This is a genomic window from Brevibacterium luteolum (assembly GCF_013004595.1).
Classification (GTDB): Bacteria; Actinomycetota; Actinomycetes; order Actinomycetales; family Brevibacteriaceae; genus Brevibacterium; species Brevibacterium luteolum.
Genome location: NZ_JABEMC010000001.1, coordinates 667,156 through 687,900, shown reverse-complemented (window position 1 = coordinate 687,900; position 20,745 = coordinate 667,156). Strand labels below are relative to the sequence as shown.

The 20,745-nt window shown below is 67.6% G+C and carries 19 protein-coding genes; 2 read left to right on the top strand and 17 right to left on the bottom strand.

The window, feature by feature from the left end; translation table 11 throughout:
- Positions 1-25: 25 nt before the first annotated feature.
- The 4 genes from HLA91_RS03190 to dapA form a co-directional block, all read right to left on the bottom strand.
- Positions 26-1,138 (bottom strand): Ldh family oxidoreductase, encoded by a 1,113-nt coding sequence (locus HLA91_RS03190; protein WP_338076722.1) that lies wholly within the window; start codon positions 1,136-1,138, stop codon positions 26-28.
- Positions 1,117-3,816: a DNA translocase FtsK gene (locus HLA91_RS03185; RefSeq protein ID WP_239557027.1), complete on the bottom strand. Its 2,700-nt coding sequence runs from the start codon at positions 3,814-3,816 to the stop codon at positions 1,117-1,119. The genes HLA91_RS03190 and HLA91_RS03185 overlap by 22 nt, the downstream gene beginning before the upstream one ends.
- A gap of 244 nt (positions 3,817-4,060) precedes the next feature.
- A complete protein-coding gene (locus tag HLA91_RS03180) occupies positions 4,061-5,776 on the bottom strand; it encodes a ribonuclease J (protein ID WP_170273562.1) in 1,716 nt (571 codons plus the stop codon).
- An 8-nt stretch (positions 5,777-5,784) separates the two neighbouring features.
- Positions 5,785-6,705 carry a 4-hydroxy-tetrahydrodipicolinate synthase gene (gene dapA, locus HLA91_RS03175; protein WP_170273453.1) on the bottom strand — a complete coding sequence of 307 codons (921 nt, stop codon included), beginning with the start codon at positions 6,703-6,705 and terminating at the stop codon, positions 5,785-5,787.
- A 101-nt stretch (positions 6,706-6,806) separates the two neighbouring features.
- Here dapA and HLA91_RS03170 point away from each other — a divergent pair, with 101 nt between their 5' ends.
- Positions 6,807-8,030 (top strand): heparan-alpha-glucosaminide N-acetyltransferase domain-containing protein, encoded by a 1,224-nt coding sequence (locus HLA91_RS03170; RefSeq protein WP_170273452.1) that lies wholly within the window; start codon positions 6,807-6,809, stop codon positions 8,028-8,030.
- A gap of 23 nt (positions 8,031-8,053) precedes the next feature.
- Here the strand turns inward: HLA91_RS03170 and HLA91_RS03165 are convergent, their stop codons facing one another.
- The 5 genes from HLA91_RS03165 to HLA91_RS03145 all read right to left on the bottom strand — a co-directional run bounded on the left by HLA91_RS03165 (position 8,054) and on the right by HLA91_RS03145 (position 10,986).
- Complete coding sequence (locus HLA91_RS03165) at positions 8,054-8,500, bottom strand: hypothetical protein (protein ID WP_170273451.1); 447 nt, start codon at positions 8,498-8,500, stop codon at positions 8,054-8,056.
- Positions 8,501-8,514: 14 nt separating this feature from the next.
- Positions 8,515-9,264, bottom strand: coding sequence for a 4-hydroxy-tetrahydrodipicolinate reductase (gene dapB / locus HLA91_RS03160; RefSeq protein WP_170273450.1), 750 nt, complete (start codon positions 9,262-9,264; stop codon positions 8,515-8,517).
- Between the two features lie 37 nt (positions 9,265-9,301).
- Entirely contained in the window at positions 9,302-9,895 is a 594-nt protein-coding gene (locus HLA91_RS03155; RefSeq protein WP_170273449.1) for a GNAT family N-acetyltransferase, read from the bottom strand.
- Positions 9,896-10,008: 113 nt separating this feature from the next.
- A complete protein-coding gene (locus HLA91_RS03150; protein WP_102162619.1) occupies positions 10,009-10,635 on the bottom strand; it encodes a superoxide dismutase in 627 nt (208 codons plus the stop codon).
- A gap of 126 nt (positions 10,636-10,761) precedes the next feature.
- Positions 10,762-10,986, bottom strand: coding sequence for a hypothetical protein (locus tag HLA91_RS03145; RefSeq protein ID WP_170273448.1), 225 nt, complete (start codon positions 10,984-10,986; stop codon positions 10,762-10,764).
- Positions 10,987-11,130: 144 nt separating this feature from the next.
- Here HLA91_RS03145 and HLA91_RS03140 point away from each other — a divergent pair, with 144 nt between their 5' ends.
- Complete coding sequence (locus HLA91_RS03140; protein WP_170273447.1) at positions 11,131-11,928, top strand: amidohydrolase family protein; 798 nt, start codon at positions 11,131-11,133, stop codon at positions 11,926-11,928.
- 31 nt (positions 11,929-11,959) lie between these two features.
- Here HLA91_RS03140 and HLA91_RS03135 read toward each other — a convergent pair whose 3' ends face one another.
- The 8 genes from HLA91_RS03135 to rbfA all read right to left on the bottom strand — a co-directional run bounded on the left by HLA91_RS03135 (position 11,960) and on the right by rbfA (position 20,657).
- On the bottom strand, positions 11,960-13,168 hold the full coding sequence (locus HLA91_RS03135; RefSeq protein ID WP_338076809.1) for a M16 family metallopeptidase: 1,209 nt from the start codon (positions 13,166-13,168) through the stop codon (positions 11,960-11,962).
- A 76-nt stretch (positions 13,169-13,244) separates the two neighbouring features.
- Positions 13,245-15,470: a polyribonucleotide nucleotidyltransferase gene (locus HLA91_RS03130; RefSeq protein WP_170273446.1), complete on the bottom strand. Its 2,226-nt coding sequence runs from the start codon at positions 15,468-15,470 to the stop codon at positions 13,245-13,247.
- A gap of 284 nt (positions 15,471-15,754) precedes the next feature.
- Entirely contained in the window at positions 15,755-16,024 is a 270-nt protein-coding gene (rpsO, locus tag HLA91_RS03125) for a 30S ribosomal protein S15 (protein WP_102162614.1), read from the bottom strand.
- Positions 16,025-16,127: 103 nt separating this feature from the next.
- Positions 16,128-17,075, bottom strand: coding sequence for a bifunctional riboflavin kinase/FAD synthetase (locus tag HLA91_RS03120; protein WP_259797879.1), 948 nt, complete (start codon positions 17,073-17,075; stop codon positions 16,128-16,130).
- An 87-nt stretch (positions 17,076-17,162) separates the two neighbouring features.
- Positions 17,163-18,131 carry a tRNA pseudouridine(55) synthase TruB gene (gene truB / locus HLA91_RS03115; RefSeq protein ID WP_170273444.1) on the bottom strand — a complete coding sequence of 323 codons (969 nt, stop codon included), beginning with the start codon at positions 18,129-18,131 and terminating at the stop codon, positions 17,163-17,165.
- 74 nt (positions 18,132-18,205) lie between these two features.
- Entirely contained in the window at positions 18,206-19,099 is an 894-nt protein-coding gene (locus HLA91_RS14025; RefSeq protein ID WP_170273443.1) for a VldE C-terminal domain-containing protein, read from the bottom strand.
- Between the two features lie 174 nt (positions 19,100-19,273).
- A complete protein-coding gene (locus HLA91_RS03105) occupies positions 19,274-20,074 on the bottom strand; it encodes a sulfite exporter TauE/SafE family protein (protein ID WP_170273442.1) in 801 nt (266 codons plus the stop codon).
- Positions 20,075-20,216: 142 nt separating this feature from the next.
- Positions 20,217-20,657 carry a 30S ribosome-binding factor RbfA gene (gene rbfA / locus HLA91_RS03100; RefSeq protein ID WP_102162611.1) on the bottom strand — a complete coding sequence of 147 codons (441 nt, stop codon included), beginning with the start codon at positions 20,655-20,657 and terminating at the stop codon, positions 20,217-20,219.
- Positions 20,658-20,745: the final 88 nt, after the last annotated feature.

Sequence of the window (20,745 nt, the reverse complement as noted above, 5' to 3'; positions counted from 1 at the left end):
GTCTAGCCGCTCACTCACCCCCTGTTCAGGCCGGTGGCTGGGTCTCCAGCAGGTATCGGCAGCCGAGGTCGGCGCACAGTGCTGCGAGCTGCTCGGTCAGCCGTGCGGCCAGTGGGATGCCGTGGGCTGAGCGGTCGGCGCGGTGGGCGATCTGCGGGTCTCCTGCGACCTGGACGGGCACGGCCGGGTCCAGCGATGCGGCTGCCCTCAGGTCCTCCCGCAGCTGCGCGGTGTAGCCGGCTGCCGGGTTGGCGGGGTTGACGAGACCGGGGTCGATGGCGATGAAGGTGTAACCGACGTCGTGGAAGCCGTCCTTATTGCCCGGCTGGTCAGCTCCGCCGAGTGCTGCAGACAGGATCTGCACCATGGTCGCCAGGCCGTAGCCTTTGTGCCCGGCGGCCTGCGGGCCGGGTCCGCCGAGCGGGCTGAGGCCGTAGCGGCCGGATTCGTCGGTCAGCCCGGCATAGGCGGTTGCAGCGTTCCGGACCGGTGTGCCGGTGGTGTCTGTGACCCAGTCGGGGCCGAGCTGGCGGCCGGTGAGCTCGTGGACCTTCACCTTGTTCAGCGGCACGGTCGTGGTGGCCATGTCGAGGACGACGGGTTCGTCGTCACCGGCCGGGGCGGCGAAGCCGATCGGGTTGGTGCCCATGAACGGGTGTTTTGCGCCCGTCGGGGTCTGCAGCGCGCCGCGGGTCGAGCACATCGACAGGCCGATGAGGCCCTCGCGGGCGGCCATGATCGCGTAGTAGCCGGCGGCGCCGTAGTGGTTGGCGCGGTGCACGGTGGCCAGCCCGATGCCGTATTCCCGGGCCTTCGCCATCGCCTGGCGCATCCCCGCGTGCCCGGCCAGGTGCCCGAATCCAGCGCGGGCGTCGATGAGGACGCTGGCCCCGTGGTCGTGTTCGACGACCGGTGCGGCGGCCGGGTCGATGGAGCCCTCGGCGATCTCCTGGTGGTAGATCGGCAGCATCGAGATGCCGTGGGAGTCGATGCCGGAGAGGTCGGTGTGGAACATCACCTCGGTGCAGATCTCAGCGGCCTGCGCATCAGCCCCGAACGCGCGCATGATCTCCAGGATCTGCTCCCGGGTCGAGGCGGCGGTGAACCGCGGTTCGCTCACCGGTTCGTCAGCTGCCACGCGTCTTCACCGGAGGCCTCGGCGATCTCCAGGCCGGTGTCCGGGTCGATGTCGCCGGGCTGGAAGCCGGCGGCGTCGTGATTGCCGGCGGCGTCGTAGTCCGTGGCCAGCGGCGAGTCGTAGGCCTGGTCGGTCTCCGGTATGCCGGCTGCGTCATCCGCGCCCGAGGCGGCCGGCGCCTCGGGTGCGGCAGGCGGGTCCTCGCCCCGCAGACGGGCGATGACCTCGGGCAGCTGTTCGGGGGTGATGAGCACATCGCGGGCCTTCGGTCCCTCCGAGGGACCGACGATGCCACGGGATTCGAGCAGGTCCATGAGGCGGCCGCCCTTGGCGAAGCCGACACGCAGCTTGCGCTGGAGCATCGACGTGGAGCCGAACTGGGTGGTGACGACCTGTTCGGCGGCCTGGATGAGCAGTTCGAGGTCATCGCCGATCTCCTCGTCGATGACCTTCTGCGGCTCATCGACGGCGACGTCTTCGCGGTAGACGGGGGTGAGCTCGCCCTTGACGTGCTCAACGACGGTCTCGATCTCCGATTCGTTGACCCACGCACCCTGCACGCGCATCGGCTTGGCCGCGCCCATCGGCAGGAACAGGGCATCGCCCTGGCCGATGAGCTTTTCGGCTCCCGGCTGGTCGAGCACGACGCGGGAGTCGGCCAGCGACGAGGTCGCGAAGGCCAGGCGGGAGGGCACATTGGCCTTGATGAGGCCGGTGACGACGTCGACCGAGGGCCGCTGGGTGGCGAGCACCAGATGGATGCCGGCAGCACGGGCCAGCTGCGTGATGCGCTGGACGGAGGCCTCGACATCGCGCGGGGCGACCATCATGAGGTCGGCGAGCTCGTCGATGACGACGAGCAGGTACGGGTACGGGTGGAGTTCGCGCTCCGAGCCGGGAGGCGCGGTGACAGAGCCCTCGCGGACGGCCTTGTTGAACTCCTTGACGTGCTTGAACCCGAAATGGGCCAGGTCGTCATAGCGGGTGTCCATCTCCCGCACCACCCAGTCGAGTGCCTCGGCGGCCTTCTTCGGGTCGGTGATGATCGGGGTGATGAGGTGCGGGATGCCGGCGTAGATGGTGAGCTCGACGCGTTTGGGGTCGACGAGGATCATGCGCACCTCGTCGGGGGTCGCGCGCATCATGATCGAGGTGATCATCGAATTGACGAAGCTCGACTTGCCCGAGCCGGTCGCACCGGCCACCAGCAGGTGCGGCATCTTGGCGAGATCGGCGACGACGAAGCCGCCTTCGACGTCCTTGCCGAGGCCGACGACCATCGGGTTCTCTGTCTGGCGGGCGGCCTGCGAGCGCAGCACATCGCCGAGCGCGACGGTTTCGCGGTCGGTGTTGGGGATCTCGATGCCGATCGCCCGCTTGCCCGGGATCGGCGAGATGATGCGGACATCCGGGCTGGCGACGGCGTAGGCGATGTTCTTCGACAGCGCGGTGACCTTCTCGACCTTGACACCGGTGCCGAGCTCGACGATGTAGCGGGTGACGGTCGGGCCGCGGGAGAAGCCGGTGACGTGGGCGTCGATGCCGAACTGGTCGAACACCTCGCGCAGGGATTCGACGACCCGGTCGTTGGCCTCGGAGCGCTCCTTGGCCGGCGGCCCAGCGACGAGTGCGTCGGACGAGGGCAGCGTGTAGGTGACGTCACCGGCCAGGGTCAGCTGCTCGGTGCGTTCAGGCAGCTCGCCGGTGGCCTGCGGGGCCGGGGTCGAGACGTTGGGCACCTTGCCCTCGACAGCGCCGGCGGCCGTGCTGCCCGCTCCCGAGGCGCCGAGCACGCGGGTGGCGGCGTCCTCCTTGATCTTCGCGGCGTCCTGCTCGGCCTTGGTCGGCCGGCGCTCACCGGGCTTGGGGCCGGGTGCATCGACGTCGTAGAGCTCATCTTGCGCGGGCTTGTCGCCGGTGACGTCGTTCTCATGGATGTAGGCCTTGTCGTAGGCGGGGTCGACATCCGGGTCGGCGGCGGCCTTGGCGAGTTCGGCTTCGACGTCGAGCTTCTTCTTCTTCGACCGGCGCTTGGAGCCCATCGGCTTGAGCGTGTTCGTCTGCCGGCCTTCGCTGACGAGGTCATCGGAGGCAGGTGCCTCGTCTTCGTCGGCGTGGGCCGGCTGGGTGTGGCCGGTCAGGGCGCAGTAGGCGTCGTAGATGCGCTGCGGGATCCGATTGACCGGGGTGGCGGTGATGACGAGGACGGAGAAGAGTCCGAGCAGCACGAGCAGCGGCACCGCGACGTACGAGGTGGTGGCGGCGACCAGCGGTGAGGAGATGATGAAGCCGAGTGCACCGCCGCCGTTGATGAGCGCAGCGTGCGAGTTGGCGAACGTCGGGGTGCCCACGGCGATGTGCGCCAGGCCTGCTGCGGCGAAGATGAAGCCGATGAGGCCGATGAGGATGCGGTTGTTGCCGCGGGTTTCGCGGCCTCGCAGGAACAGGCGCAGCGCATAGCCGAGCAGCAGCACCGGCAGGGCGAGGGCGACGCGGCCGAAGGTGCCTTCGACGACGGCGCGCACGCCGTCACCGAACGGGCCGGGGATGTGCCACCATTCGAAGGCGGCGAAGACGATGGCGAGGCCGACGAGGAAGAAGGCCGTGCCGTCGCGGCGGTTGGGATTGTCGTCGTCGGGTGTCTCGGTGAACACGTTGCGGGCGCGGTTGCCTGCCATGTGTGCCACTCCCATCCATGCCCCAGTGAACACGCTGGGTCCCTGGGTGTCGTGATTCCCCTTGGGGCCGCGCGCAGCGGGAGCGGCCTGCTTGCCGCGCCTCTTGCGTCCGGTACCAGTGGGGGAAGTCGTACTGGTCGCCATGGTGCCTATCGTAGGGGTGCGGCGGCAGGCCGGGCCGAATTTGGCTCGGCGTGTAGGGAAATGGCCGCACGGCTGCCGCCTGCACGGCAGCCGTGAGCGGTCAGTTCACTGCGGCGTCGGCGCCGGGCACGACGACGACCATCGGGACGATCATCGGCCGGCGGCGCAGGCGTGAGGAGATCCAGCGGCCGATGGTGCGGCGGATGATCTGCTGGAGCTTGTGCTGGTCTTTGACTCCGTCGGTGAGCGCTTCGGCGACAGCGTCGGCGATCTTGGGTTTGATGTGGTCGAACACGTCGTCGTCCTCGGCCATGCCGCGGGAGTTGATGACCGGCCCGGTGATGACCTTCTGCGCCTTCGTGTCGACGGTCATGAAGATGGAGACGAAGCCTTCGCCGGCGAGGATGCGGCGGTCCTTGAGGTCGGCTTCGGTGATCTCGCCGACCGACGAGCCGTCGACGAAGACGTATTCGCAGTCGACGGCGCCGACGACGCGGGCGCGGCCGTCCTTGAGGTCGACGACCCAGCCGTCATCGGCGATGACGATGTTCTCCTCCGGCACGCCGGTCTGGGCGGCGAGCTTGCCGTTGGCGAGCATGTGCCGCCATTCGCCGTGCACCGGCATCACGCCCTTGGGCTTGACGATGTTGTAGCAGTACAGCAGCTCCCCTGCCGAGGCGTGGCCGGAGACGTGGACCTTCGCGTTGCCCTTGTGCACGACGCGGGCGCCGAGCTTCATGAGCCCGTTGATGACGCGGTAGACGGAGGTCTCGTTGCCGGGGATGAGCGAGGAGGCGAGGATGATCGTGTCATCGGCGCTGACCTCGACCTTCGGGTGCGAGCCGTTGGCCATCCGCGACAGTGCGGCCATCGGCTCGCCCTGCGAACCGGTGCACATGAGCACGATCTGGTCGTCGGGGTACTTGTCGAGGTCCTTCATGTCGATGATGACCCCGCGCGGGGCGTGCAGGAACCCGAGGTCCTGGGCGATCTTCATGTTGCGCACCATCGACCGGCCGACGAGCACGACCTTGCGGCCGTGGGCCTGAGCGGCTTCCAGCACCTGCTGGACGCGGTGGACGTGGGAGGCGAAGGAGGCGACGATGACCCGGTTGGTCGCCGTCGCGATGACGGAGTCGAGGACCGGGCCGATCTCCTTCTCCGGGGCGGTGAAGCCGGGGACCTCGGCGTTGGTCGAGTCAGTGAGGAACAGGTCGACGCCCTCTTCGCCGAGGCGGGCGAAGGCGCGCAGGTCGGTGATCCGCCGGTCGAGCGGCAGCTGGTCCATCTTGAAGTCGCCAGTGTGCAGCACGGTGCCGGCACCGGTGCGGATGAACACGGCCAGCGCGTCGGGGATCGAGTGGTTGACGGCGACGAACTCGAGGTCGAAGGGGCCGAGCTGGTCGGTTTCGTTCTCGCGCACCACGCGGGTGACGGTCTTGCGCAGGCGGTGCGCCTTGAGCTTTGCCTCCACCAGCGCCAGGGTCAGCGAGGAGCCGAGGACGGGGATGTCCTCACGGCGCTTGAGCAGGTAGGGCACGGCACCAATGTGGTCTTCGTGACCGTGGGTGAGGACGAGTCCGACGATGTCGTCCATCCGGTCATCAAGGTAGCTGAAGTCGGGCAGGATGAGGTCGACGCCGGGCTGCTCCTCTTCGGGGAAGAGCACACCGCAGTCGACGATGAGCAGCTTGCCGTGGTACTCGAACACGGTCATGTTCCGGCCGACCTCGCCGAGGCCGCCGAGGGCGACGATGCGCATCGCCTCGGGGTCTGCCTTCGGTGGGTCGCCGGGATCGATCGCGTAGTTCGTCATCTGGTTGGTCACGTGAGGTAACCGCTCCTTGTCATTTCGCGGCGCAGGAACTCCACCTGGTCCTCCGATGCCTCAAGCAGCGGCAGGCGGGTTGCGCGGGTGGGAAGCACACCCTGGAGTTCAAGCGCCGCCTTGGCGGAGATCACTCCCGGCATGTGGTTCATGATGGCGTCGATGAGGCTGACGAGGCCCGCTGCCACGTCGCGGGCAGCGTTGAGATCGTTGGCACCGACATGGTCGGTCATCTGGGCGAGCCGGTCGGCGCAGACGTGCCCGGCGACGGAGACGACGCCGATCGCCCCGCAGCTCATGAGCGGCAGGTTGAGTGCGTCCTCACCGGAGTAGTAGGCCAGGCCGGTCTCGCTCATCACCTGCAGGGCGGTGGCGATGTCGCCCTTGGCGTCCTTGACGGCGAGGATGTTCGGATGCGCGTCGAGTGCGGCCAGGGTGGCCGGTTCGAGCGGCACGCTGGAGCGGCCGGGAATGTCGTAGAGCATCACCGGCAGGTCGGTGGCATCGGCGACGGCGCGCATATGGGTGACGATGGCGTCCTGCGGCGGCTTCGAGTAGTACGGGGTGACGAGCAGCAGCCCGTCAGCGCCGGCATCGCGGGCCTGTAAGGCGAGTTCGATCGAGTGGGTGGTGTTGTTCGTGCCGATCCCGGCGACGAGCTTGGCGCGGTCACCGGCGCCGCGGCGGGCGGCGGTGAGCAGTTCGGACTTCTCAGCATCGGTCGTCGTCGGTGATTCGCCGGTGGTTCCGGAGATGACGAGCATGTTGTTGCCGAGGTCGACGAGGTGGGCGGCGAGCGCCTCGGCGGTGTCGTAGTCGACCTCGCCCGAGGCGGAGAAGGGAGTCACCATTGCGGTGCCGACCGTGCCGAAGGCCGCGGCAGCGTCGTGTGCCTGCGCAGAGTTCACCATAGCCATGGTCTCATCCTACCGCCGCCGGTCGCGGCTGAGAGGACAGGCACGGCGGCTGTGGAAGAATCGGGGGCGATATTCTGCGCCTCGCACCACCGGGAGGGACCATGACCGACACGCCTGCCAGCCCGCCTGCTGCCAGGCCGGCCACCGCCTCGGGCGCGGCTGCCGGGATGCGCCTGCTGGGTGTGGACCTGGCGCGGTCGATCGCGCTGTTCGGGATGATGATCACACATATCATCCCGCTCGATGATCCGGATCCGACGTGGGCGACGCTCTTCGCAGGCCGGTCCTCTGCCCTGTTCGCGGTGCTCGCCGGTGTCTCGGTGGTGCTCTCGACGCGCACCCTGCTCTCTGTGCCCGGTCCGCGCGCCTTGCTGGCGGCTGCCTCTGGGCTGTGGGTGCGCGGGGCGGTGATCTTCGTTCTCGGTCTGTTGCTGGCCACACTCGGGTCGTCGGTGGCGGTGATCCTGGCCAATTACGGGCTGATGTTCATCATCGCCTCGTTCCTGCTGCGCCTGCCGAGGCTCGCACTGGGCATCCTGGCGCCGCTGTGGCTCATCGCCACCCCGTTCCTCAGCCATGCGCTGCGCACCGAGCAGGGTCTGTACACCAGCTACGACGTTCCGGATGTGTTCATGCTCGCCGATCCGGGGCTGCTTTTTCAAGAGCTGGCGTTCACCGGCTACTACCCGGTGCTGCAGTGGATGGGGTTCGTGCTGCTGGGCATGTTCATCGCCCGGCTCGACTGGACTTCCCGCAGTCTGTGGACCGGACTGGCGTTCATCGGCTCGGCGGTGGCGGCGCTGTCGCTGTTCGCGTCCTCCCTGCTGCTGACGATGGGCGGGCGGGCTGTGCTCGAGGCCGAGCTCGCCTCGGGCGTGGATCCGTTCGGCTACGACCTGGAGTATCTGCTCACGGTCGGCAACTACGGCACGACCCCGCCGGGGTCGTGGTGGTGGCTGGCAACGGCTGGTCCTCACGCGGCCACTCCCCTGGACCTGCTGCACACCTCCGGGGTGGCAGTTGCGGTGCTGGCGGTGTGCATGCTCGCCGCCCGCGGGCCGGCGCTGCGCTGGCTGGCCCCGTTCATCGCAGCCGGTGCGATGCCGCTGAGCATCTACACCGTCCACGTCGTCGGCGTGGAGATCACCGATGCGCTCCTCCCGCCGCTGGCAGGACTCGCACTGCACATCCTCGCCGCCCTGGTCTTCGCCAGCCTGTGGGTGCGCTTCGTCAGTCCGCGGGGGCCCTTGGAGTGGCCCCTCAGCCGCTTGGTCTCCCGGGTCCGTGCCGGCCTGCTGCCGGGCCCGCCTGCTGGGAGGGCGTGAACCGGCAGGGCTATCAGCCGGTCTCAGGCTGTTGTCTTCTCCAGCTTGATCGCATGCCGCATCGCCGAGCGTGCCCGGCGCCGGTCGCCGGCGGCATCGTAGGCGCATGAGAGACGGAACCAGCTGCGCCAGTCCTCTGGGGCGGCCTCGGTTTCGGCGCGGTACTTCTCGAACTCCTCCTCGGCGGCTGCGCGGATGATCTTCCCGCCCGGGGTGCGCGGCAGCGTATCCGGCGGCAGTCCGCCCTCCTTGCCGAGGATCCGGGCCAGCCGCTCCATGGCGGTGCCGAAGAGCAGTTCGCGGATGAGCGCCCACGCCCCGACGATCGGCAGGACGAGGAGGGCGAGCCCGAGTCCCTTGGCGATGAGGTTGGGGTCGCTCAGCATGATCCAGGCGCGCTGGAGCATGAAGAAGAAGTACAGGACCAGCAGCGCTGAGATGATGAGCGCGCCGAGCTTCGCTTTCGACATGCGTGCGACGGTGCTCAGATCGACAGGAAGTGCTCGAGCCCGACGGTCAGGCCGGGCTTGTCGCCGATGGCGCGCACGGCGGTGATGATTCCGGGCATAAAGGCCTGCGTGTCGAAGGTGTCGGTGCGGATGGTGAGAGCCTCGCCCTGAGAACCGAACATGATCTCCTCGCTAGCGTTCATGCCGGCCTGCCTGACGGCGTGGACGTGGATGCCATCGATGACCGCGCCGCGGGCGCCGCCGGGATCGGATTCGGTGGCATCCGGTGCCGGTCCCAGGCCAGCAGCCTTGCGGGCGGCAGCGATCCGCTGGGCGGTGTGGGCGGCGGTGCCGGACGGCGCGTCGAGTTTGCGCGGGTGGTGGATCTCGAGCACTTCGGCTGAGTCGAAGTAGGCGGCGGCGATCTCAGCGAAGTGCATCGCCAGCACCGCACCGATCGAGAAGTTCGGGGCGATGAGCACGCCGGTGCCCGGCTGGCCGGCCAGCTGCTTCTCCAGCGCATCGAGGCGTGCGGCGTCCCAGCCGGTGGTGCCGACGACGGTGTCGATGCCGTGGGAGACGAGGAAGGAGACGTTGTCGGCGGTCGCCTTGGGCACGGTGAGTTCGACGGCGACGTCGATGCCGGCATCGGTGAGGGAGTCAAGGGAGTCGGAGCTGCCGAGGGCTGCGGCGAGTTCGAGTCCGTCTGCGGCTTCGATCGCTTCGACGGCGTGGCTGCCCATGCGTCCGTGAGCTCCGATAACGGCGACGCGGATTGCGCTCATGTTCCTCTTTTCAGGTCGCGGGTGCGTGGGTTTCAGTCTAGTGCCCGGCCGCACCCGAGGCGGTGTGGCCTTGGCGACTTCGCTGCCATGGCCTGGGGTCGCCGGCGAGCCGGGCCCACCGGTGGACGTCATAGCGCTGTGTGCCGTAGGCCAGCCGCTGCCGTTCGGTGCCCTCGAGCAGGAAGCCGGCAGCCGCAGCGACGTGGCCGGATGCCGAGTTGTCGACCCGGTGGCCGAGTTCGAGCCGGTAGATGCCACACTCGTCGTGCAGGATGTCGACGCACTGGCGCAGTGCCGCAGACGCGATCCCGCGTCCGCGGGCTTCTGGGCGCAGCCAGTAGGAGATCCATGCGGTCGAATGGGTCCGCTCGATCTGGGATGCCATCACCTGCCCGAGCACCCGCCCCTCTGTCTCCCCGGTGCCGAGGATCACCCGCGCGCACATGGTGCCCTCGGCCTCGGTGGCGGCGAGCTTCTGGGCGAAGCGCGCGGCTGCCACAGCGTCGGCAAGCTCCGGGGTGTTGCGCTGCAGGTCGAGATCGTCATCGCGCAGCGCAGCCTGGTGGATCTCGATGAGCTGCACGGCAGTCTCCGGCTGCCAGTGCGCGAGGCGGAACAGGGAATCGGTCATCGTGCCAGCCTATCGGAGACAGGGTGCCTTGAGGTGAATGGAGTGGGCGGTGAAAGCAGTGGCGGCCCGGATCCGGGTGGATCCGAGCCGCCGGGGGTTCAGTACGCGGCGGTTCAGCCGAGCAGCATGCCCTTGGTCTGCTGGCGGGCACGCTCGAAGCGGGCTCCGGCGTCCTCCCAGTTGACGACGTTCCACCAGGCCTTGACGTAGTCGGGCTTGACGTTCTGATAGTCGAGGTAGAAGGCGTGCTCCCACATGTCGAGCTGCAGAACCGGCACACCGCCGAGCTGGATATCGGACTGCTGGTCCTTCAGCTGGCCGATGAGCAGGTTTCCGCCGAGTGCGTCGTAGTACAGCACAGCCCAGCCCGAACCCTGGATGGTGGTCGCGGCGGTGGTGAACTGCTCGCGGAACTTGTCGAACGAGCCGAAGGCGTCGTCGATGGCTGCTGCGAGTTCGCCGACCGGCTTGTCGCCGCCGTCCGGGGACATGTTGTTCCAGAAGATCGAGTGGTTGACATGGCCGCCGAGGTTGAACTGCAGGTCGCGGGTGAGCTTCGGCAGGTTCGACAGGTCGCCGGACTCACGGGCCTCGGCCAGCTGCTCCAGGGCGGTGTTGGCACCCTTGACGTAGGTGGCGTGGTGCTTATCGTGGTGCAGCTCCATGATCTTGGCCGAGATATGCGGCTCAAGTGCTGCGTAGTCATAGGGCAGGTCCGGGAGCGTGTACTGCTCAACCATGAGAATCCTCCTCATACGTGGATGACGGCCCGTCGGTTGTGCCAGGCTCTGTCCGGCATAACGGGCTCGCTACCCACCTTATTCCATCGCTCAATCGGTTTCAGAAGTGAGGAAGTGAATATCTCGTCATAGTCCGAAGAGGAAGGTGCCGACGTACATGGCAGTCGGCGCGCAGCACACGCCGCCGATGAGCGAGATGAATCCCCAGGCGATCCGCGCAGCCCCCTCCAGCCGGTGGTGGAACGGCGCGCAGACGGCGCCGATAGTGCCGATGGCGGACGGGGCGGGAGGCGGATGCCGGTCACCGGGCCCGAGGCGGTGGTGTCCGTGGTACGGGTCTGCTGGGTTCACGAAGGGGTCTTGGGAGTCTCATTCGTCTCGGGGAGGCGGGGTGCGGTCTCCGGTCCTATCGCTCTCCCCTGCGCGCAGCTCTGCCGCGCGCCTGCCGACGGTTAGGATGGCCGGCAAGCGGATCACCTGAGATGAGGAGTCGTCATGCAGCCGGTCTTCGACGCGCACCTGCACATCATCGATCCGGGCTTTCCGCTCACGGCCAATGACGGGTATCTGCCCGATCCCTTCACCGTCGCTGACTACCGGCAGCGCATCGCAGGCCTGCCAGCTTCTGCCGGCATGGAGGTCGTCGGCGGTGCGGTCGTGTCCGGGTCGTTCCAGGGCTTCGACCGGACGCATCTTGTCGCAGCGCTTGCAGCTCTCGGTCCGGGCTTCGTCGGGGTCACGCAGGTGCCGGTCAGTGTCACGGATGCTGAGATCGATGCGCTCGATGCCGCAGGAGTTCGGGCGGTGCGGTTCAATCTGCGCCGCGGAGGCTCCGCCGGCATCGAGGATGCCGAACTGCTCGCGCGGCGGGTCTGGGATCGTTCCGGCTGGCATGCCGAGTTCTATCTCGATGCCCGCGATCTCAGCCAGCTCAGCCCGCTGCTGACCCGGCTGCCGCAGGTGAGCATCGACCACCTCGGACTCTCACAGGCTGGGTTTCCGCAGCTGCTGCGCCTCGCTGAAGCCGGTGCCAAGATCAAGGCCACCGGTTTCGGCCGGATCGAATTCGACCCAACCGGTGCCCTGCGGCGGATCGCCGAGGCGAACCCGCAGGCGCTCATGGCTGGTACCGATCTGCCCTCGACGCGGGCAGATCGGCCCTTCGCCGATGACGACCTCACCCTCGTCCGCGACGTGCTGACTCCTGCACAGACGCAGGCGGCACTGTGGGGCAATGCCGCCGAGCTCTACCTGCGCACACGCCACCCCGGCACGGACGACAGCGTCAGCTGAACAGCCCGGGTCACTGCGGCAGGTGCGTGTGTCACTGCGGCAGGCGCAGGTCCCCGCGCGGGCCGAGGGTGACGAGCGCACGCGGTCCGGCAGCGAGGTCGGCAGCGATTGCCGAGACATCGGCTGGGGTGACCTTGCGGACGGTGTCGAGCAGGTTCTGCGGGGACTCCAGCGGAAGACCTGCGAGTTCGGAGCGGGCCAGCCGGTTCATCCGGACCGCAGAGCTCTCCAGGCTCAGCATCATCGACCCGGCTGCCTGAGCGACGATGTCGGCGACCTCCTCCTCGCCGGGCAGTTCGGCAGCGAGGCGCTCGAACTCAGCAACACACAGGTCGATGACGTCTTGGGCGGCCTGCGGGGCGCAGCCGGCGTACATGCCGAACTGGCCGGAATCCGAGTACCGGGAGGCGATGCTGTGGACGGAATAGGCCAGTCCGCGGTCTTCGCGCACGGACTGGAACAGCCGTGAGGACATCCCGCCGCCGAGCAGCGAGAACATGACGGAGAACGCGAACCGGCGCTCATCGCCTTCGCTCAGCCCGGGCATGCCGATGATGATGCCCTGCTGTTCGGTGTCCTTGCCGATGCATGCGGTTTCCGAGGCGAACTCAGGCGCGACACGCGACGGGCGGACCACCTCGGGCGCGGCATCCGGCAGATGAGCAGTCGCTTTGATGACGAGCGCGACGATCTGCTCATGGGTGGCCCCGCCTGCTGCGGTGAACACCAGCCGCGGGCCGATGTAGGCGGTCTCGTAGTGCTCGCGCAGCACCGTGTGGGCAAGGGTGCGGATCTGCTCCTTCGTCGCCCCGACCGGCCGGCCGAGCGGGTGGCCTGGGTAGACGAGGGTGTCGAACTTCTCGTACAGCACATCGGTCGGGTCGTCGGCGGCCATCGCGAGCTCTTCGACGATGACGCCGCGTTCGCGTTCGAACTCGCCGGCATCGAGCGTGGCGTGCAGCACCATGTCCCACAGCAGGTCGGTGACCGGCGGCAGATCGTCGACCAGGCAGCGGGAGAAGTAGCAGGTGTACTCCTTCGAGGTCACGGCGTTGGACTCGCCGCCGGTGCGGTCGAAAATCTGCGCGATCTGCTTGGCTGACCGGCTGGTGGTGCCCTTGAACAGCATGTGCTCGAGGAAGTGGGTCGAGCCTGCCGTCAGGTCGGTTTCGTCGCGGGAGCCGGAGTCGACCCACACGCCGACGGTCTCCGATGCCAGCGAGGGCATGGTCTCGGTGATGACACGGATACCCGAAGGGAGGACAGAGCGCCAGACGCTGCTGTCCTCCCCCAGGAGCTGTTCGGTGTGCAGAGGATTACTCCTGTTCGCCTGCTTCTTCCTCTTCGCCTGCGACCGGGACGAGCGAGAGCTTGCCACGGTCGTCGACCTTGGTGATCTCGACCTGGATCTTCTGCCCGACACCGAGGACGTCTTCGACGTCTTCGACGCGCTTGCCGCCGTTGAGCTTCTTGAGCTCGGAGATGTGCAGCAGGCCGTCCTTGCCCGGGGTCAGCGAGACGAAGGCACCGAAGGACATGCACTTGACGACGGTGCCGAGGTAGCGCTCACCGACCTCGGGGACCTGCGGGTTGGCGATCGCGTTGATCGCCGAGCGCGCCGCTTCAGCCGAGGTGCCGTCGGTGGCGCCGATGAGCACCGTGCCGTCGTCTTCGATGCTGATCTCAGCGCCGGTGTCCTCCTGGATCTGGTTGATCATCTTGCCCTTGGGGCCGATGACCTCGCCGATCTTGTCGACCGGGATGTTAACCGAGATGATCCGCGGTGCGGTCGGGTTCATCTCCGCCGGTGCGGAGATGGTCTCGTTCATGACATCGAGGATCACGAGGCGGGCGTCCTTGGCCTGCTTGAGCGCTGCGGCCAAAACCGAGGCCGGGATGCCGTCGAGCTTGGTGTCGAGCTGGATGGCGGTGATGAAGTCCTTGGTGCCTGCGACCTTGAAGTCCATGTCGCCGAAGGCGTCCTCGGCACCGAGGATGTCGGTCAGGGCGGCGTAGGCGGTCTGCGGTCCGTCAGCGGTGTCGATGACGTCGGAGACCAGGCCCATGGCGATGCCGGCGACCGGGGCGCGCAGCGGCACACCGGCTTCGAGCATCGACAGGGTCGAAGCGCACACCGAGCCCATCGAGGTCGAACCGTTCGAACCGAGGGCCTCGGAGACCTGGCGGATCGCGTACGGGAACTCCTCGCGGCTGGGCAGCACCGGCACGAGCGCGCGCTCGGCGAGTGCGCCGTGGCCGATCTCGCGGCGCTTGGGGCTGCCGACACGGCCGGTCTCACCGGTCGAATACGGCGGGAAGTTGTAGTGGTGCAGGTAGCGCTTCGAGGTGACCGGCGACAGCGAGTCGATCTGCTGCTCGAGCTTGAGCATGTTGAGCGTGGTGACGCCGAGGATCTGGGTCTCGCCGCGCTCGAACAGCGCCGAGCCGTGCACCCGCGGGATGACGCCGGTCTCGGCGGTCAGCGGGCGGATGTCCTTGAGACCGCGGCCGTCGATGCGGATCTGGTCGGTGAGGATGCGCTTGCGCACGATGTCCTTGGTCAGAGCATCGAGGGCTGCGACGATCTCCTGCTCGCGGCCTTCGAACTGCTCGCCGAGGTCGGTGAGCACCTTTGCGAGGAGTTCGTCACCGGCGGCTTCGCGCTCCTTCTTGTCAGCGATCTGGAAGTTCTTCGTCTGCTGCTCGCGGGCAGCGGACTCGACGGCGGCGTAGACGTCGTCCTCGTAGGGCTTGAACACCGGGAACTCGGCGACGGGCTTGGCGGCCTTGTCGGCCAGCTCCTGCTGGGCGCGGCACAGCTCCTGAATGAACGGCTTGGCGGCTTCGAGGCCTTCGGCGACGATCTCCTCGGTCGGGACGGTGCCGCCGGTGCGCATGGTGTTCCAGGCGTTCTCCGACGCTTCGGCCTCGACCATCATGATGGCGACGTCGTCACCGACGACACGGCCGGCAACCGCCATGTCGAACACGGCGTTCTCCAGCTGCGAGTGGTTCGGGAACGCAACCCACTGGTCGTCGATGAGGGCGACGCGCACGCCGCCGATCGGGCCGGAGAACGGCAGACCGGAGAGCTGGGTCGACATCGAGGCGGCGTTGATGGCCAGGGTGTCGTAGATGTGGTCGGGGTGGATCGCCATGACGTTGACGACGATCTGCACCTCGTTGCGCAGGCCCTTGACGAACGACGGGCGCAGCGGCCGGTCGATGAGGCGGCAGGCGAGGATCGCATCGGTCGAGGGGCGTCCCTCGCGGCGGAAAAACGAGCCGGGGATGCGGCCGGCGGCGTACATGCGCTCTTCGACGTCGACGGTGAGCGGGAAGAAGTCGAGGTGCTCCTTCGGGTTCTTGCTCACGGCGGTCGCCGAGAGCAGCATCGTCTCGTCGTCGAGGTAGGCGACAGCACAGCCTGCGGCCTGCTGGGCCAGGCGGCCGGTTTCGAAGCGGACGGTGTGGGAGCCGAAGCGCCCGTTGTCAATGTGGGCAACTGCAGATTCGGGATTGATTCCCAAGTGTTTCTCCATTCGGGTTCTGCGCTCGGGCTCTCTGCCCGGCGCGCGGATCGCCTGCGCTGAAAGATCTGCGGCGGGTGGGCAGGACTGCGCACACGCGAGCCGGCTGCAAGGGATCCGGTCATCGATCGAGACCCACGCACGAGGTGCGGAGGCCACTACCGACCACCGGAGCTTCGTCAGCTGCCGGTTCCAGGCTCATGGTCAGTGTAACAAGCAGGTCTCCTGCACTGAAAACGCGAGAGGGAACCGCCGTGTCGGGCGATTCCCTGTCGCGTCGTGCAGATCGCTTTCGCTCAGCGGCGCAGGCCGAGGCGAGCGATGAGCGAGCGGTAGCGCTCGATGTCGATCTGCTGCAGGTACTTGAGCATGCGGCGGCGCTGACCGACGAGCAGCAGGAGGCCACGACGCGAGTGGTGGTCGTGCTTGTGCTCCTTGAAGTGCTCGGTCAGGTCGGTGATGCGCTTGGTCAGGATTGCGACCTGGACCTCGGGAGATCCCGTGTCGCCTTCGTGAGTTGCATATTCCTTGATGATGTCCTGCTTGACCTTCGGATCAAGTGCCATGAGATCTCTCCTTCTTCCACGTCGTTGCGCGGCGCCGGAGCCTTCTGCTCCGGCCCTGTCAGACCGCGGCCGGCGTGACGGCATGCTGAAAAGACAGCGTCGATCAGCTTAGCACACTGCGGACTTCGGAGACATCCTCGTGCATCTGGGCGATGAGGTCCTCCATTCCGTCGAAGGTGATTTGGCCGCGGATGAGCTTGACGAACTCCAGGCTCATGGTCGATCCGTAGACGTCGAAGTCGGCGAACTCCTTGTCGAGCACATAGGCCTCGACCCGCCGGCAGACGCCGTCGAAGGTCGGATTGGTGCCCACGGAGATCGCCGCCGGGTAACCCTCGGGGTCGGAATCGAAGTGGGCGATGCCGGCGTAGACGCCATCGGCGGGCACCATTCCCTCGCTGTCCTCGCCGAGGTTGGCGGTCGGGAAACCGAGCTCACGGCCGCGGGCATCGCCGTGGACGACGGTGCCGACGACGGTGTGCGGGGAGCCGAGCACCTCGGCGGCGGCGTCAACGCGGCCTTCGGCCAGCAGTTCGCGCACGAGAGTCGAGGAGTCCCGGCCGGTCGTATCAGGGGCGTGGCCGACGTCGTCGATGGTGACGATCTCCAGGCCGTTGTCGGCGCCGAGCCGTTTGAGGGTCTCGATGGTGCCGTGGTTGCCGCGGCCGAAGCGCACGTCGCGGCCGACGGCGACGAGCTTGGCGCGCAGCCGGCCGACGAGGTAGTCGTTGACGAAGTCCTCAGCGGTCTGGTCGGCGAAGTCGAGTGAGTAGCGCTGCACGAGCACTGCGTCGATGCCGGTCTCCGACATCCGGGCCAGCCGCTCGGTCAGCCCGGTGATCTGCTCGGGTGCCGAGTCGGGGGCGTGGACGCTGCGCGGGTGGGGGTCGAAGGTGATCGCCAGGGACCGCAGGCCGCGTGCGCGGGCGAGCTCGGCGAGCTGGCCGAGCACGGCCTGGTGGCCGCGGTGCACGCCGTCGAAGTTGCCGAGCGTGACGGCGGTGTGACCGAAATCGGGTGGGATCTGGTCGATGTCCCAGAGAACTTCCACTTCTCGCCCCTTCCCAGGCGTCGCTGGTCTCATATCGCTGGTGTCGAATACCGCCACAACGTTACCGCACGCTCAGCCCTGCTCTGCTCATGCCGGGGGCTGCTGGGCGATGCCGGCGGCGGTCTTGAGCTTCTCGCCGCGGCGTTCGATGACGGCGATGAGCTCACCGGAGCAGATGCCGGCCCAGGGCCCCGGTCCCGAGGCGGTGGCCGGGTCGATGAACTGGCCGCTGAGCAGGGCTCGTGACTCCTCGGCTGTGAGATCGCGCACCGGCAGGACCTGCGCGGCAGCGGTGGCGAGGTCGATCGGTACGGGAGGCTGCACCGCCTCGGGAGTGGTGAGGTCGTCTGGCAGCTGGTGGCCGGGCAGTTCGAAGGGACCGACGTGGGTGCGGCGCAGTGCGGTGAGGTGGCCGTAGACACCGAGGCCTGCGCCGAGGTCGCGGGCCAGTGCCCGGATGTAGGTGCCCGAGGTGCAGGAGACGGTGACGTCGAGGTCGATGGCCGGCGGGTCGGTGTCGAGGTGCCGGCGGATGTCGTGGATGTCGAAGCCGGTGATCGTCACCGGCCGGGCTGCGAGCTGCACGTCGGTACCGGCGCGGACGAGCTGGTAGGCGCGTTTGCCGTCGACCTTGATCGCCGAGACGGCGCTGGGCACCTGTTCGATCGGCCCGCGCATCGAGTCGACGCCGGCGTGGATCTGCTCGTCGGTGACGGCGGCCAGGGCGGCAGGGTCGGCGAACCGGTCGGCTGCTGAGTCGGCGTCATCGGATGGGGTGGAGGCGCCGAGCCGGATGGTGGCGGTGTAGGTCTTGTCGAGTCCGATGAGGTAGGTCAGCAGCTTGGTGCCGCGGCCCAGGCCTGCCACGAGCACCCCGGTGGCCATCGGGTCGAGCGTGCCGGCGTGGCCGACCCGCCGGGTGCCGTACCAGCGGCGCAGCCGGGAGACCACGGCATGGGAGGACATGCCGGTGGGCTTGTCGATGATGAGGATGCCGTTGACCGGCGAGTCGGTGCGCTTGGCCATGAAGGGTGTCTCCGGTCGCTCGGCGGACATGACAGCAGGCTCAAGCCTAGCGCTTGAGCCTGCTGTGGGAGAGTCGGGTGCGGGTGGGCGGCCCGCCGGTCACGTCACTTGAAGGACACGTGCACGTGGTCGTAGTGGTTGGCGGTGTCGCCGCCGCGGTTCTCCATCGGCTTGCCCTTCCAGCCGTTGGTCGAAGCGTAGTACTTCTGCTCCCAGATGACGTACTTGACGTTGAGCTCCTGGCGGTTGTCGATGAGGAACTTCGTGATCTGGTCGCCGACCGAACCGCGGATCATCGCGTCGACGGCCATGCCGCTGTTGTGGTCCGAGCCGGCCTGGTTGCGGTGTCCACCGTAGGTCTTGACCTCGGGGAAGTTCGCGCAGATCGCACGGTAGCCGTTGACGGCCGCCGGCTGCAGACCGGATTCGATGCTCGAGGACACGCTGCAGGCTTCGTAGGAGACGTTGGTGTCGCGTCCCTTGGAGCGGGAGGCGGTGTCATCGCCGCCGCGCTGGGTCGTCGACTTCGAGGAGCTGCTCGGCGCGGCGGCCGACTTCGGCTCCGGCTTCGGCTTCGGGGTGGTTGCGCTGACGGCACCGGACTTGCTCTGGTAGTCCTTGTTGTCCTTCAGACCCTCTTCGTAGGCCTTGGCGGCTTCCTCGCGCTGCTGGTTGAGCGCGTCTTCGTCAACGAGACTGATGTCCTCTTCGGGCTCCGGCGAGGAGGCTGCCTGCTGCTCGGTCTTGACGACGCCGGACTCGCTGTTGGGTCCGAGCGCGAAGGAGGAGGCGACGATCGCAGTGGTGGCAGCGGCCGGAATGGCGATGGCGGCCACCATCGGCTTGCGCTTGATGGTCTTGATGACGCCGGTGGCCGTCGAGGCATGCTCGGCAGAGTGCCGTCCGCTGCCGGAGCGTCCGAGGCGGCTGAGATCGCGGACGAGCGTGCGGGCGCTGGAGGCCCAGGACGACTGGTTCGGATCAGAGTGCTTACCCAATTCGACTATCCCTTAACAAAGCTGTAATCGTTCTGTGATCTCGTAAAAGTGTAACGGCATCCCAGGCGATAACAAAACAATGACGGAAGCCCATCTCTGCGAGCTCTGTCACACCTCGGCACCGGACGTTTCCACCAGCCGGCAGGACTGCCGCTCACCAGGGTTAACGCGGTGTCAGAAGAGGAAGTCGAACCCGAGTTTGAGGATGAGCGCGGTGACGACGACGAGGAACACGACGCGCACGAACCCGCTGCCGAGCCGGATCGCGGTGCGGGCGCCGATGAACCCGCCGACGACGTTGCCGGTCGCCACTGCCAACCCGAGTGCCCAGATGACGTGGCCGTTGGGGACGAAGTACAGCAGCGCCCCGAGGTTGGTCGCCCAGTTGACGATCTTCGCCATGGCCGAGGCGTGGAGGAAGTCGAAGCCGATGATGGAGACGAAGGCGATGACGAGGAAGGAGCCGGTGCCCGGGCCGAGCAGACCGTCGTAGAACCCGATGAGCAGTCCGATGAGCCAGGAGATCGCGTGGTGTCGTTTGGAGTGCTCGCCGAAGCGCAGCTGGGCGACCAGACCGAGCTGGGGTTTGAGCATGGTGAAGACGGCCACGGCGACAAGCGCAGTGAGGATCACGGGTTCGAACACGGCCGTCGGCAGCAGGGTGGCGACGCGGGCGCCGAGGATCGCCCCGAGGAGCGCGGTGACCGAGGCGGGGATCGTCGCTGACTTGTCCGGTCTGACCCGGGAAAGATAGGTCAGTGCCGATGCGGTGGTCCCGGCGATGGACCCGACCTTGTTCGTCGCCAGCGCCTGGACTGGGGTGATGCCGGGGATCATGAGCAGGGCCGGCAGCTGGATGAGGCCTCCGCCGCCGACGACGGCGTCGATCCATCCGGCGAGCAGGCCGGCGGCCAGGAGCAGCATCACGAGAGTCATCGTCACGTCGATGCTACCGGTGTTCATCAGCAAGTCCATGCAGGCTGCTCCTCCCCTGGTTCCGGTGACACAGGTGTGTCTCGTGCAGACAGTCAGGCAGGCACCGGAGGGGTTCCAGTGCCTGCCTGCAGCTGTTCAGTTCTGTTTGCTCGGCGCGCAGTCAGTCATGCTGACCGGTGCCTCAGTCGCGGGACTCGTCGTCCTCGTGCGGCTTGCGGTACGGATCGGCCTCCCCTGCCGGGGCGGCGTCCTTGGCAAGTGCTGCGACCTCGGCATCGCGGGCTGCCGCCTGGGCGAGCAGCTCTTCGAGCTCGGCTGCTGCGGCCGGCACCGAGTCGGCGATGAACTCCAGCGACGGGGTCAGCCGGATCTGCAGTCCCTTGCCGACCTCGGAGCGGATCAGCCCCTTGGCCGAATTCAGCGCTGCCTGCGTGGAGACGAGCTGATCCTCGTCACCGTAGACGGTGTAGAAGATCGAGGCGTGCTGCAGGTCGCCGGTGACGCGGACGTCGGTGACGGTGACAAAGCCCAGGCGCGGGTCCTTGATACGCTTCTCGAGCGTCTGCGCGACGATGACCTTGATGCGGTCGGCGATCTTCCTGGCGCGGGTGGCATCAGCCATGGTGGTTCCTTCTCTTCGTGTGCCGGGCCTCTTCGGTGGAACCGGCGCCTGCCCGCAGGTCACGGGCAGGCGCCGGGCAGTCATGCTG

Coding starts and splice junctions, on each gene's coding strand:
- HLA91_RS03185 (WP_239557027.1), bottom strand. CDS start 3,816: ATGGCAGGCAACCGCGCCCGCAACGTGTTCACCGAGACACCCGACGAC.
- HLA91_RS03180 (WP_170273562.1), bottom strand. CDS start 5,776: ATGACGAACTACGCGATCGATCCCGGCGACCCACCGAAGGCAGACCCC.
- dapA (WP_170273453.1), bottom strand. CDS start 6,705: ATGGCTATGGTGAACTCTGCGCAGGCACACGACGCTGCCGCGGCCTTC.
- HLA91_RS03170 (WP_170273452.1), top strand. CDS start 6,807: ATGACCGACACGCCTGCCAGCCCGCCTGCTGCCAGGCCGGCCACCGCC.
- HLA91_RS03165 (WP_170273451.1), bottom strand. CDS start 8,500: ATGTCGAAAGCGAAGCTCGGCGCGCTCATCATCTCAGCGCTGCTGGTC.
- dapB (WP_170273450.1), bottom strand. CDS start 9,264: ATGAGCGCAATCCGCGTCGCCGTTATCGGAGCTCACGGACGCATGGGC.
- HLA91_RS03155 (WP_170273449.1), bottom strand. CDS start 9,895: ATGACCGATTCCCTGTTCCGCCTCGCGCACTGGCAGCCGGAGACTGCC.
- HLA91_RS03150 (WP_102162619.1), bottom strand. CDS start 10,635: ATGGTTGAGCAGTACACGCTCCCGGACCTGCCCTATGACTACGCAGCA.
- HLA91_RS03140 (WP_170273447.1), top strand. CDS start 11,131: ATGCAGCCGGTCTTCGACGCGCACCTGCACATCATCGATCCGGGCTTT.
- HLA91_RS03130 (WP_170273446.1), bottom strand. CDS start 15,470: ATGGAGAAACACTTGGGAATCAATCCCGAATCTGCAGTTGCCCACATT.
- rpsO (WP_102162614.1), bottom strand. CDS start 16,024: ATGGCACTTGATCCGAAGGTCAAGCAGGACATCATCAAGGAATATGCA.
- truB (WP_170273444.1), bottom strand. CDS start 18,131: ATGTCCGCCGAGCGACCGGAGACACCCTTCATGGCCAAGCGCACCGAC.
- HLA91_RS03105 (WP_170273442.1), bottom strand. CDS start 20,074: ATGGACTTGCTGATGAACACCGGTAGCATCGACGTGACGATGACTCTC.
- rbfA (WP_102162611.1), bottom strand. CDS start 20,657: ATGGCTGATGCCACCCGCGCCAGGAAGATCGCCGACCGCATCAAGGTC.